Source organism: Calidifontibacillus erzurumensis (assembly GCF_013303125.1).
Lineage (GTDB): Bacteria > Bacillota > Bacilli > Bacillales > Bacillaceae_J > Calidifontibacillus > Calidifontibacillus erzurumensis.
Map to the genome: position 1 here is coordinate 1 of NZ_JABTTE010000037.1, position 12,524 is coordinate 12,524.

At 40.9% G+C, this 12,524-nt stretch carries 12 protein-coding genes; all 12 read left to right on the forward strand.

From position 1 onward, the window contains the following. Nucleotides 1-371: 371 nt before the first annotated feature. The 12 genes from HR057_RS16280 (at nucleotide 372) to HR057_RS16335 (ending at nucleotide 12,253) form a co-directional block, all read left to right on the forward strand. Nucleotides 372-1,553 (forward strand): ATP phosphoribosyltransferase regulatory subunit, encoded by a 1,182-nt coding sequence (locus HR057_RS16280; RefSeq protein ID WP_173732502.1) that lies wholly within the window; start codon nucleotides 372-374, stop codon nucleotides 1,551-1,553. A gap of 58 nt (nucleotides 1,554-1,611) precedes the next feature. Further along, nucleotides 1,612-2,253, forward strand: a complete 642-nt coding sequence (gene hisG / locus HR057_RS16285; RefSeq protein ID WP_230474506.1) for an ATP phosphoribosyltransferase — start codon at nucleotides 1,612-1,614, stop codon at nucleotides 2,251-2,253. Nucleotides 2,254-2,297: 44 nt separating this feature from the next. Then, on the forward strand, nucleotides 2,298-3,566 hold the full coding sequence (gene hisD / locus HR057_RS16290) for a histidinol dehydrogenase (protein WP_173732503.1): 1,269 nt from the start codon (nucleotides 2,298-2,300) through the stop codon (nucleotides 3,564-3,566). Nucleotides 3,567-3,730: 164 nt separating this feature from the next. Continuing rightward, nucleotides 3,731-4,318, forward strand: a complete 588-nt coding sequence (gene hisB, locus HR057_RS16295; RefSeq protein WP_173732504.1) for an imidazoleglycerol-phosphate dehydratase HisB — start codon at nucleotides 3,731-3,733, stop codon at nucleotides 4,316-4,318. Between the two features lie 116 nt (nucleotides 4,319-4,434). Further along, entirely contained in the window at nucleotides 4,435-5,070 is a 636-nt protein-coding gene (gene hisH, locus HR057_RS16300) for an imidazole glycerol phosphate synthase subunit HisH (RefSeq protein ID WP_173732505.1), read from the forward strand. Then, entirely contained in the window at nucleotides 5,067-5,801 is a 735-nt protein-coding gene (gene hisA, locus HR057_RS16305; protein WP_173732518.1) for a 1-(5-phosphoribosyl)-5-[(5-phosphoribosylamino)methylideneamino]imidazole-4-carboxamide isomerase, read from the forward strand. Before hisH ends, hisA begins: the two co-directional genes overlap by 4 nt. Continuing rightward, nucleotides 5,801-6,559, forward strand: coding sequence for an imidazole glycerol phosphate synthase subunit HisF (gene hisF / locus HR057_RS16310; RefSeq protein ID WP_173732506.1), 759 nt, complete (start codon nucleotides 5,801-5,803; stop codon nucleotides 6,557-6,559). Before hisA ends, hisF begins: the two co-directional genes overlap by 1 nt. Further along, nucleotides 6,556-7,206, forward strand: coding sequence for a bifunctional phosphoribosyl-AMP cyclohydrolase/phosphoribosyl-ATP diphosphatase HisIE (gene hisIE, locus HR057_RS16315; protein WP_173732507.1), 651 nt, complete (start codon nucleotides 6,556-6,558; stop codon nucleotides 7,204-7,206). The genes hisF and hisIE overlap by 4 nt, the downstream gene beginning before the upstream one ends. A 263-nt stretch (nucleotides 7,207-7,469) precedes the next feature. Then, nucleotides 7,470-8,348, forward strand: coding sequence for a DUF6282 family protein (locus HR057_RS16320; RefSeq protein ID WP_173732508.1), 879 nt, complete (start codon nucleotides 7,470-7,472; stop codon nucleotides 8,346-8,348). A 311-nt stretch (nucleotides 8,349-8,659) separates the two neighbouring features. Beyond that, nucleotides 8,660-10,066, forward strand: a complete 1,407-nt coding sequence (locus HR057_RS16325; protein WP_173732510.1) for an FAD-binding oxidoreductase — start codon at nucleotides 8,660-8,662, stop codon at nucleotides 10,064-10,066. Then, complete coding sequence (locus tag HR057_RS16330) at nucleotides 10,063-11,385, forward strand: (Fe-S)-binding protein (RefSeq protein WP_173732512.1); 1,323 nt, start codon at nucleotides 10,063-10,065, stop codon at nucleotides 11,383-11,385. The genes HR057_RS16325 and HR057_RS16330 overlap by 4 nt, the downstream gene beginning before the upstream one ends. A gap of 16 nt (nucleotides 11,386-11,401) precedes the next feature. Next, on the forward strand, nucleotides 11,402-12,253 hold the full coding sequence (locus HR057_RS16335) for a nitrilase-related carbon-nitrogen hydrolase (protein ID WP_173732514.1): 852 nt from the start codon (nucleotides 11,402-11,404) through the stop codon (nucleotides 12,251-12,253). Nucleotides 12,254-12,524: the final 271 nt, after the last annotated feature.

A 12,524-nucleotide genomic window follows, 5' to 3' on the forward strand; every position in this document is an offset into this window, starting at 1 on the left:
AGTTGGGAGACTTCTGTCGGAAAAAGTTAAAATAATACGTATTTTTTTATTGACGCTCGCATGTTTTAAGAGTAAACTACAAAGTAACTTTAATTTATTAGCACATTAGCGAACTAAAGGATTTTATGTATATGATAAAAGGATTTAGAGGATTGTGTGAATGCCTGATGATAATTTAAGATTACAAAATAATTAGAAAAGATTAAATAGATTTACGAAAAAACTTCCTCATCAATGAATGGGGCTTCTGAGCCCGGTCAGCAAGCGGCACATGATCAACCAAGCCGTCAAAGTACCTAGCTTCCTTATCTAATGAGGCTAAAAAAATTATTGCATAGAAAAAATTGCGTTCATAAAAAGGGTGAATAAAAATGTCAAAGTTATTCATGTTTGAAAAACCTCTCGGAATGAGAGATACATTGCCGGAACTATATGAAATAAAAAAACAAGTGCGCACGAAAATGATGGAAGAAATTCAGGCATGGGGATATCAATCGATCCAAACCCCGACATTGGAATATTACGAAACAGTTGGAATTGCGTCAGCCATATCAAACCGTCAGCTATTCAAACTGTTGGATCAACAAGGCCACACATTAGTGCTTCGTCCAGATATGACTGCTCCGATTGCGAGGGTGGCAGCTTCAAGATTAAAAAATGAAGGCTTTCCGCTTCGTCTGGCGTATGATGCGAACGTATTCCGTACTCAAGAGCGGGAAGGGGGCAGACCGGCTGAGTTTGAACAAATCGGTATTGAACTGATTGGTGATCCGACTTCCAGCGCAGATGCAGAAGTGATTGCTCTAATGATCGCAGCGTTGAAGAGCGCTGGCCTTACAAACTTTTCAGTGGCGATCGGCCATGTCGGCTTTGTCAATGCTTTATTCCTTGATATTTTAGGAACAGAAGAACGCGCCAACGGTTTGCGGAGATTTTTATACGAAAAAAATTATGTTGGTTATAGAGAACATGTTAAAAATTTACCGCTCTCTTCGATTGACCAACAACAGCTATTGCAATTGTTGCAATTGCGGGGCGGAAAAGACATTATTTCGAAAGCGAGAGATATCACGAATAATCCTAGCGCAAGAAAAGCCATCGATGACCTTGATCATTTGTGGCAGCAATTAGAATGCTTCGGTGTGGCAGATTTCTTAAAAATCGATTTAAATATTGTCAGCCATATGAGCTATTATACAGGCATTTTATTTGAAGGCTATGCCGATAACTTAGGCTTCTTATTGTGCAGCGGCGGCCGCTATGACCAGCTGTTGGCAAAATTTAATCGTCCGACCGCGGCAACAGGTTTTGCCATCCGCTTAGACCGGCTTGTTGAGGCTTTAGGTGATGTTCAAAATAGACCTTCGATTTCACTTATTATTTATAGCCAAGAGCGGATGGAAGAAGCTATTCAATTAGCTCAAACGAAACGGGAAAATGGTGAAAGAGTTGTACTGCAAGACATTGCCGGAATTGAAAATATTGATTTATTTACAAAACGTTATCAAGATGTCTCCTATTGCATCGGCAAACCGGAAAAGGAGAGCGTCTAATGATGAATGAGAAGTGTAAAGGGCACAGCCCTTCTTTCAAAGGAGAGGAGAAGGCACGATGAGTTCGAGTTCAATGAAGTTAACGATTGCAATGCCGAAAGGGCGGATTTTTGAAGAAGCGGTAGAGCTGTTAAGAGCTGCAGGCTATCAATTGCCGCCTGAGTTTGATGATTCCCGGAAGCTCATCATTGATGTTCCTGAAGAAAATATGCGTTTTATTTTGGCTAAGCCGATGGACGTGGCTACTTATGTTGAGCACGGCGTTGCTGATTTAGGCATTGCTGGTAAAGATGTCATGCTTGAAGAAGAGCGCGATGTTTATGAAGTATTAGACTTGAAAATTAGCCGTTGTCATTTGGCCGTTGCAGGGCTTCCAAATGCTAAAGCTGTCAGCGTCGCTCCAAAAGTGGCAACCAAATATCCAAATGTTGCTTCTAAATATTTTCGTGAGCAAGGTGAGCAAGTTGAAATTATTAAATTGAACGGATCGATTGAACTTGCACCGCTGATTGGCTTGGCTGAACGAATTGTCGATATCGTTTCAACAGGCCGTACGTTAAAAGAAAACGGTTTGGTGGAGCTGGCAAGAATTCAAGACATTACCTCTCGCCTAATCGTCAACCCGGTTTCATACCGAACGAAAGATCAATTTATCGATGATATGGTAGAGCGTTTATCTGCAGTCATTGGGGAATCTTAAGCAATTAAAATGATGTCAAACGCGTATTGAAGGAGAGAACGAAGATGAAAATCGAGCGAGTGACAGAATCGCTATCATTAAAAAGAGATTTAGATTCGGGTACAGAACAGCAGCGTCAAGCTGTTTTAGAAATTTTGGCGAATGTAAAAAAGCAAGGCGACGAAGCTCTTTTGGCTTATACGGAAAAATTTGACGGAGTAAAGCTTGCTTCATTAAAAGTTTCACCAGAAGAGATTGCTGCCGCTTATGAAGTGATTGATGAAGAGCTTGTCTGCTACATTCGGGAAGCACGCGATAACATTTACAACTACCATCGCCGCCAAGTACGCCAATCATGGATTACGACGGAAACGGACGGTACGATTTTAGGCCAAAAAATAACACCGCTTGATGCGGTTGGTGTTTACGTGCCAGGTGGAACGGCTGCTTATCCATCATCCGTCTTAATGAACGTCATTCCGGCACAAGTGGCTGGCGTTGGAAGAATTGCAATGGTATCACCACCTGGAAAAGATGGAAAACTACCAGCAGGTGTGCTTGTGGCTGCCAATGAATGTGGCGTTAAGGAAATTTACAAAGTAGGCGGAGCCCAAGCAATCGGGGCATTGGCTTATGGTACGGAAACGATTCCAAGAGTTGATAAAATTACCGGTCCAGGCAATATCTACGTGGCACTTGCCAAGCGGGAAGTATTTGGTGATGTCGATATTGATATGATTGCCGGTCCAAGCGAAATTGTTGTGTTGGCTGATGGAGAGGCTAATCCTGCTTATATTGCCGCTGATCTTTTATCTCAAGCTGAACATGATATGAGAGCATCAAGTGTGCTTGTTACGCCTTCGCTGGAACTTGCCGAAAGGGTAGCTGTAGAAGTAGAAAAACAGTTGGCAACTTTGCCGAGAAAAGAAATTGCTGCTCAATCGATCCGCGATTATGGTGCGATTTATGTGACGGAAACGATGGATCAAGCGATTGCAGCTGTCAATGAACTCGCACCTGAGCATTTAGAAATTATGACAACCGACCCGATGAGCATCATTGGACAAATTCGCCACGCAGGTGCCATTTTCTTAGGTGAAAACAGCTCCGAACCAATTGGCGATTATTTTGCCGGCCCGAATCATGTCTTACCAACAAACGGAACAGCACGGTTCTCAAGCCCATTGAATGTTGATGACTTTGTAAAAAAATCATCCATCATTTCTTACAGCAAAAAAGCAGTTTTAGCCAATGGTCATAAAATTGCAGCATTAGCGCGGCTCGAAGGATTAGAGGCTCATGCAAGAGCGGTTGAGGAGCGTTTGAAATCTTAAGATTTAGAGCGGAAATGTATTAACGATAAAAGAGAACTTGAAATAAATGTTCTGGCTTGGATTTCTTGTCCAAGCCGAGAACGACATGCTTTGCCATCGGTTTCAACTGATCGGCAACAAAAAAGCTTAAAATGAACCTGTGATGAAAGGAGCAATCTTTGATAATGACACGTGCAGCGAGTATAGCAAGAAAAACGAATGAAACGGACATTAAACTTTCATTTGCCATTGATGGCGAAGGGAAAGCCAGTTTAGATACGAGTGTTCCGTTTTTAACGCATATGCTTGATCTTTTTACGAAACATGGGCAGTTTGATCTTACGATTGATGCTGTTGGCGACGTTGAAATTGACGATCATCATACGACAGAAGATATCGCGATTTGCTTAGGACAAGCTTTAAGAGAAGCACTCGGGGATAAAAAAGGGATTAAACGGTATGGCAATGCGTTTGTACCAATGGATGAAGCATTGGCCCAAGTTGTGATCGACCTCAGCAATCGCCCGCATCTAGAATTTCGTGCGTCTTTTCCAAGTTCCCGCGTCGGCACCTTTGATACGGAACTTGTTCATGAATTTTTATGGAAATTAGCGCTTGAAGCGCGAATGAACCTCCATGTGATCGTACATTATGGCCATAATACGCATCATATGATTGAAGCGATTTTTAAAGCGTTAGGCCGTGCTTTAGATGAAGCGACAACGATTGATCCACGGGTAAAAGGCGTTCCATCAACAAAAGGAATGTTATAAAAAAGCCATTTTGCAAGCATTGTTTAGAGGCTTTTAACTGTATACCATATATGCGCTGTTAAAAAACGATAGGTAATATCAACAACTGATTTGCACCACTGAAAGGATTGAAAACGATGATCGGCATTATTGATTACGGGATGGGAAATTTGTACAGCGTTTCAAAGGCGCTCGAACGAATGAATTATCAATATATTGTGACGAATGATAAAAATAAACTGCATGAATGCAAAGGTTTGATTTTGCCAGGTGTTGGGGCGTTTCGCGACGCCATGACAATCTTAAATGACACAGATTTAACATCTTTTATCCAAAATGAAGTTGCTTCAGGAAAACCGCTTCTTGGCATTTGTTTAGGAATGCAGCTTCTTTTTGAAGAAAGTGAAGAAAACGGGCTTACAACAGGATTGCAATTATTAAAAGGGAGGATTGTCCGCATTCCAGGTGTGACCAAAAGCGGTGATACATACAAAGTGCCGCATATGGGGTGGAATAAGCTGAAGTTCAACCATCCGGAGTCGCCGCTTCTTTCCAATGTGGAAGAAGGGCATGTCTATTTTGTCCATTCTTATTATGCTGTCCCAGAAGAAGCTGATGTTGTGTTGGCGAGCAGCACGTATGATGTGGAAGTGCCGGCTGTTGTTGGCAAAGGCAATGTCTACGGAACACAATTTCACCCGGAAAAAAGCAGTGACATCGGTTTAGCCATTTTGAAAAACTTTGCGGCTATTGTTGAAGGGAGAGGGGAATAATGGCATTTACAATCTATCCGGCCATTGATATGCGCGGCGGCAAATGTGTACGCCTTTTGCAAGGAGATTATAATAAAGAAACCGTTTATGCAGATTCTCCGTTTGAAGTTGCAAAATCGTTCGCGGATGAAGGGGCTACGTGGATCCACATGGTTGATCTAGACGGAGCTAAAGCAGGCCAGCGCGTGAATCATGAGCATGTATTACAAGTAGTTCAAAATTTAAATGTGAACGTCCAAATTGGCGGGGGTATTCGCACGGAAGATGATGTTGCATTTTATTTAAACAACGGTGTGAGCCGGGTTATTCTTGGCAGCGCCGCTATTTCCAATCCGGATTTTGTGAAGAAAATGCTGCAAACCTACGGTAAAAAAATTGCCATCGGCATTGATGCGAAAGATGGCTATGTTGCAACGGAAGGATGGCTAAATACATCAAATGTAAAAGCAACAGAGCTTGGAAAAACATTGGCAGAAGCCGGTGCAGAAGTGTTTATTTTTACTGATATTGCTACAGACGGCATGCTGTCAGGGCCGAATATTAAAGCGGTTGTTGAAATGGCAGAAGCGACCGGCAAGCAAGTGATCGCATCCGGTGGTGTCAGCAAGCTTGATGATTTAGTCCGATTAAAACAATATTCAGCAAGCGGTGTTGCCGGTGCGATCGTCGGCAAAGCGCTCTATACGAAACAGTTCACGGTTCGCGAAGCGTTAAGCGAGGTGAACAAGTAATGGTAACGAAACGGATTATTCCTTGCTTAGATGTGAAAGACGGCCGCGTTGTGAAAGGTGTGCAATTTGTTCAGCTCCGCGATGCTGGTGATCCAGTCGAATTAGCCGAGTTTTATGATCAAGAAGGTGCAGATGAGCTCGTATTTCTCGACATTTCTGCTTCCCACGAGGGCAGGGAAACGATGGTTGATGTCGTTGAGAGAGTTGCAGCAAAGCTTGCTATTCCATTTACAGTCGGCGGCGGTATTAATACGTTGGATGATATGAAACGGATTTTGCGGGCAGGAGCTGATAAAGTTTCATTAAATACAGCTGCGGTTAAACGTCCAGAACTTATTACTGAAGGGGCAAAATTTTTTGGTTCCCAATGCATTGTCGTGGCCATTGATGCAAAATGGGATGAAGAGTTAGGCTCTTGGCGTGTCTATACACATGGCGGACGCAATGCTTCTGATAAAGAGGTTATCTCTTGGGCGAAAGAAGTCGTTGAACGTGGTGCAGGCGAAATTTTGCTGACGAGCATGGATAAAGATGGAGAGAAATCCGGCTTTGACTTGGCTTTGACAAAAGCTGTTAGTGAAGCTGTTTCCGTTCCAGTGATTGCATCCGGCGGTGCGGGAAGTGCGGAACACTTTTTAGATGCCTTTGTTGAAGGAAAAGCCGATGCGGCTTTAGCTGCTTCCATTTTTCATTATAAAGAAACATCGGTAAAAGAAGTGAAAGAATACCTCCGAAAAAAAGGAGTGAATGTTCGATGAACATTGCACAAGTAAAATTTGACGAAAAAGGATTGATTCCTGCCATTGTGCAAGATGCAGGCACGAAAGAAGTGCTGACGCTTGCTTATATGAACGAAGAATCACTTCAGAAGTCAATAGAAACGAGAGAAACATGGTTTTGGAGCCGTTCCAGACAAGAGCTTTGGCATAAAGGGGCTACATCAGGTAATACGCAGCAAATTATTGATATCCGTTATGATTGCGACAAAGATGCATTAGTTGTGTTAGTGAAGCCGAAAGGACCTGCATGCCACACCGGAACATATAGCTGTTTTAGCAGCTCTTTAATTGCAGCTGATTCTAGTGAGCCGGCAAGTTCCCAAGAAGTGCAAAAGAACCGCTTTGCGATCATTGAACAGCTTGAAAAAATTATTGCTGAACGTGAAAAAGAAATGCCAGAAGGCGCTTATACGACCTATTTATTTGAAAAAGGCGTCGATAAAATTTTGAAAAAAGTCGGTGAAGAGGCGTCCGAAGTCATCATCGCTGCTAAAAACCGCAACCATGATGAATTAAAATGGGAAGTTGCTGACTTAATTTACCACCTTCTAGTTTTATTACAAGAACAAAAACTGCCGTTAGACGAAGTGCTAAACGTGCTCGAAGAAAGACACAATAAAAAATAAAATGAAACGTCTCGAAAGTATGGAACCACCAAAGGGGCCATACTTTTTTATTTTTTCAAGAACAAGGGCTTATTAGTAATTTGAACTTTTCTGAAAATTCGGTATGCTGATAAGAAGAATGTAAAAAATTCATTTTCATCGTAAAAAAATTTTTACAAATGAAGATCACATATCCATTGGAACCGTTATTCGAGCGAATTATTAAAATTGGCACAATTTTTGCATTATAACTAGCAAACGTATTCATAAGGAGAGAGTAGGAAATGTCGGAATTTCATCCATTACTAGAAAATGCATTTGAATTACATGTTCATAGTTCGCCAAGTTTATTTCCGCGAAAACAGACGGATTGGGAATTAATCGAAGATGTTAAAGCAGCGAAAATGGCTGGCGTTGTTATAAAATCGCATGAAAGTATGACGGTAGAACGAGCTCAATTAATTCGAGAAAAAGAGCCAAACTTGCATGTATATGGGGGTGTTGCCTGCAATTACTTTACAGGGGGATTATCTCCTTATGTTGTTGATACAGCGATTCGTCTTGGGGCAAAAATTGTTTGGATGCCTACTTTTTCTTCGGAAAAACATCAATGCTGTTTCGGAAAGAAGAAAACTAGATTCTTTAATAGCAACCGACCTTTTAACCACCCAGAAAAGGGGTTAGAAATTTGGGATGAAAATAAAAAATTATTGCCGGAAGTTCATGAAATATTAGATCTAATTGCAGATGCGAATATTATTTTAGCGACCGGCCACCTTTCTCCGGAAGAAGTGCTAGTTTTAGTAGATGCTGCTAAAGAACATAAAGTTGAGAAAGTTCTTATTCAGCATACAGATTTAGGAATCGCTCGTATACCGTTTGATCTTGAACAACAATTGGTGAAAAAAGGGTGTATTTTGGAAAAATGTTATTTAGCGTGCAGCGAAGATTTTTCTGATCTAACGAAAGAAGAGATGGCAGAAAGCATTAAAAAGCTAGGGGCTGATTCTTGTGTCATGGTTACAGATTACGGCCAAAGCCATAATATACCGCCGATTAAAGCTTTAAGCAATTTCGTAGAAGAAATGCTTTCGTTAGGAATAACAGAAAGTGAAATTGAACGGATGATTCAAAAAAATCCAAAACAGCTTCTTGGGTTGTAAGAAATCCTAGGCTCGGAACGATTGAACAGGAGACTAAAGTTTTCATAGATATATAGGTTCCCACTTCGGGGCAGAACATGATCGATGAATTTTCAATAGAAAAATTCTCCAGCCAACAGGGCAGCTTCAAGTTCGTTAAAGATAGAGAGTACTTTAATTCTTTAATCTATTACTGTTGCAGCGTATTTCATAAACAAATTCATGCCACCAATTCCATTACGCAAGAAAGGAGGAGGCAAGGAGGAGTTTCAGATACTTAATATCTGAAACGGATTGTCGGGCGAAAAAAGGGGCCCCCTTGCTGACCAAAAATGAAGGAAGAAGTTTTAAGACAAATTCAAGAGATTATCCCAAAAGAACGAATATTAACAAAGCTAGAAGACCTGCATGCCTATAGTTATGATGCTTCTTTTGGTGAATATCTTCCTGAATTAGTCATTCAGCCTGAATCAGCGGTAGAAGTGAGTAAAATATTGAAATTAGCGAATGAATTTAAAATACCAATATATCCTAGAGGTTCAGCGACATCTCTGAGCGGAGGCCCTTTACCGGTGAAGGGCGGCATCGTATTAGATATGTCGCAAATGCGAAGCAAATTGATCATTGATCGTGAAAATCTGCTAGCAATTGTATCTCCGGGCATTAAAACGGCAGAGTTGCACCGGAAGGCAGAAGAAGTAGGTTTATTCTATCCACCTGATCCGAGCAGCTCCCAAGTTTCAACGATAGGAGGAAATTTATTAGAAAACTCAAGCGGGCCGAAAGGGTTAAAATACGGAACGACGAAAGAATACGTCATTGGCCTGGAGGTTGTGACACCAACAGGTGAGATTGTCCGAACAGGAGGAAAAACGGTTAAAAATGTCACCGGCTATGATTTAACTAGATTAATTGTTGGTTCAGAAGGAACATTAGGCATTGTTACGGAGGCGACGCTCAGGCTCATTCCGAAGCCTCAGGCCAGGAAAACACTACTTGCGACTTTTGAGCGTGTTGTAGATTCCGGTCATGCTATTACAAAAATATTAGCATCTGGCATATTACCTGCAGCGATGGAACTCATGGACAATGCTTGCATACGGGCGGTTGAAAATTTTAGTCCGAGCGGGTTGCCTGTCGATGCAGGTGCTTTAGTCATTATAGAAGTCGATGGACATCCATTAGCGATTGAAGAAGAAATCAAAAAATGTGAAGAAATTTGTCATGAGGTCGGTGCCACTTCAGTTCGAACGGCTCAAAATGAGAAAGAACGCCAAGAAATTTGGAGTGCTCGGAGGAAAGTATCACCAGCCATTACCCAAGCAGGACCTACAAAAATTTCTGAAGATGCAACAGTGCCAAGAAGTAAAATCCCAGAAATGATGGAAAGATTATATCAAATCCGAGATAAATATCAGCTTCATTTAGTTGTTTTCGGCCATGCAGGTGATGGCAATTTACACCCGAATATCATAACAGATAAAAGAAATATTGAAGAAATGAAGCGGGTCGAAAATGCAGTTAGTGAAATTTTTGAAGCAGCTCTTGAATTGGGCGGTACATTATCGGGTGAGCATGGCATCGGTATTTTAAAAGCTCCTTACATGGAAATGGAATTAGGGGCAGCCGGTCTTGATTTAATGAGGAAAATTAAAGAAGCGTGGGATCCTAATAATATTTTAAATCCAGGCAAAATATTTCCTCAACCCGGACAGACGAAGGTGGTGTTGACCGAATGAATGCTCTATCTAAACAAATTTCATCAGCCCAAACGAAAAATCAACTATTTGAAATGGTTTATGATGATACTAATCGCTGTATTCAATGTGGTTATTGTCTACCAGCCTGTCCGACTTATGAGTCAATGGGAAAAGAATCAGCCTCGCCAAGGGGAAGGATTCATTTAGTGAAAATGGCAGCAGAAGGCAAAATTGATCTTGAGCATTTGGCTGAACCGATTGATTTATGCTTAGGCTGCCGTGCATGCGAAGTGGCTTGTCCTGTCAATGTTCCTTATGGTCATATTTTAGAATCTGCCAAGACCGTCATAGAAAGCGATCAAAAAGATGGATCAATGGGAGGAAAAATAAAAAAATTCGTTTTAAAAAAGCTTTTCCCTTATCCAAATCGAATGAGGATGATAGGAAATGCTTATTGGTTGTATCAAAAGACTGGATTGCAAGCCATCGTCCAAAAAACGAAAATCATGGATAAAATTTCAGAGCCGATGGCTCAGCTTGAAAAAGTATTGCCGCATGTTCAATCCCCAACAAAACGTTATAAATGGGGAGAAGTCATTCCTGCAAAAGGTGAGAAAAAAGCAACGGTGGCGTTTTTTGCCGGGTGTATTACAGATGCGATGCTTCACAAAATTAATCGATTGACAGTTGAATTATTGACAGTCGTAGGTTGTGAAGTTGTTATTCCTAAAATGCAAAATTGCTGCGGAGCTTTACATGCCCATCAAGGTTTTACGGAAGATGCGAAACAATTAGCAAAGAAAAATATTATCGCTTTTGAACAGTCAAATGCGGACTATTATATCAATAATGCAGGGGGCTGTGGAGCGATGCTGCGCGAGTATGATCACTTATTTGCCAATGATCCAGAATGGTATGAAAGAGCGGTTCATTTTGTATCCCGTACGCGAGATATTCATGAGATTTTAGTCCAATATGGTCCATTGCCATTCAAAAAAGAATGGAACGGCATCATTACTTATCAAGATTCATGCCACTTGCGAAATGTTCAAGGCGTTTATGAAGAGCCTAGACAGTTAATTCAGTCCATACCAGGCGTTCATTATGTTGAACTTCCTACAGCGGACAGGTGCTGTGCATCGGGAGGTATCTACAATCTATTACACTTTAATGAATCTATGAAAATATTAGATTCTAAAATGAAAGATGTTCTAAGGACACGAGCGAAAACAGTGGTTACGGCAAATCCTGGTTGTTTATTACAGATGCGGCTTGGAATTGAGCGAGAAGGGAAATCGAATGAAATTCAAGGATTGCATCTTGTTGAAGTACTAGCCGAAGCTTGCGGCATTCAATAGAAAAGGGGGGATATTGGTGAAAATAGCCATTGCACAAACAAATCCAAAGCCAGGGGATATTCGAAGGAATTTAGAGCAAATGCTGAATTTTATGAAAGAGCTAAAAGGGCAGACAGACTTGCTTATATTTCCTGAATTATCATTGACAGGTTACTCTTTAAAAGATCAATTGTATGAGGTAGCAATCTCACCTGATTCGCCTGAAATGAAAGAAATTTGCCAAGTTGCAAAAGAAACAAACATCGATTGTATATTTGGTTTTGTAGAAGCAGGGAAAGGTGATCAAATTTTTAATTCTGCTGCTTTAATAAAAAATGGATCCGTTTCTACCATTCAAAGAAAAATCTATCCTACCACGTACGGCATTTTTGAAGAAGGGAAGTATTTTGCTAGAGGAAAAAAAGTTAAGGTAGATCAGATTAAAGAATTTACAACATCGATGCTCATTTGCAATGATGTTTGGCATCCGTCTTTAGCGCATATAGCAGCCCATCAACATTGTTCATTGTTAGTCGCGCTCATTAACAGCCCTGAAGGCGGACTAGGAAGTAAATTTTCGAGCGCCCAAGGGTGGGAAAGAGTCGGTCAATTTTATGCGCAAATTTATGGATGTTATGTAGTCCTAGTGAATCGTGTCGGGAAAGAAGATGATATTTCTTTTTATGGCAATTCAAAAGTCATTGATCCATTTGGGCAAGTTGTTGTTCAATGTCCTTTTAAGGATGAAGCCATCCAGATTTGTGAAATTGAATATCGGCATGTAAAGGAAGTTCGAAGAGTTTTACCGACGATGCGGGATGAAGATATTGATTTAACGATTCGGCACTTACAAGACATTGCACGTTCGGAATACGAAGATGAAAAGTAATAAATGGGTGATTTTAAAAGCAAAGGCAGGGGGATTTTGTAGGAAAAAGTAACTTGCATTGAAGCGAGCGAAAGTGTAGACCATCTGCCTCTAGCATTTAAAATCGCCTTTATTTTTATGAAATTTATTATATTATTATATTATAAAAATTATTTTGCTTATTTTAACTTTTTCCGACAGAAGTCTCCCAACCTCAAGGAATGTGCAGGGTGTAGCCCAATGAGTAGGTGGGAGATGAATGTCGGTTGGCGGTAACCAAATATTTTGGTGT

What these genes read in the sequence shown, in the direction of transcription:
- HR057_RS16330 (WP_173732512.1), top strand. Translation starts at nt 10,063, where the DNA reads ATGAATGCTCTATCTAAACAAATTTCATCAGCCCAAACGAAAAATCAA.
- hisB (WP_173732504.1), top strand. Translation starts at nt 3,731, where the DNA reads ATGACACGTGCAGCGAGTATAGCAAGAAAAACGAATGAAACGGACATT.
- hisF (WP_173732506.1), top strand. Translation starts at nt 5,801, where the DNA reads ATGGTAACGAAACGGATTATTCCTTGCTTAGATGTGAAAGACGGCCGC.
- hisIE (WP_173732507.1), top strand. Translation starts at nt 6,556, where the DNA reads ATGAACATTGCACAAGTAAAATTTGACGAAAAAGGATTGATTCCTGCC.
- hisH (WP_173732505.1), top strand. Translation starts at nt 4,435, where the DNA reads ATGATCGGCATTATTGATTACGGGATGGGAAATTTGTACAGCGTTTCA.
- hisD (WP_173732503.1), top strand. Translation starts at nt 2,298, where the DNA reads ATGAAAATCGAGCGAGTGACAGAATCGCTATCATTAAAAAGAGATTTA.
- HR057_RS16320 (WP_173732508.1), top strand. Translation starts at nt 7,470, where the DNA reads ATGTCGGAATTTCATCCATTACTAGAAAATGCATTTGAATTACATGTT.
- HR057_RS16280 (WP_173732502.1), top strand. Translation starts at nt 372, where the DNA reads ATGTCAAAGTTATTCATGTTTGAAAAACCTCTCGGAATGAGAGATACA.
- hisG (WP_230474506.1), top strand. Translation starts at nt 1,612, where the DNA reads ATGAGTTCGAGTTCAATGAAGTTAACGATTGCAATGCCGAAAGGGCGG.
- HR057_RS16325 (WP_173732510.1), top strand. Translation starts at nt 8,660, where the DNA reads ATGAAGGAAGAAGTTTTAAGACAAATTCAAGAGATTATCCCAAAAGAA.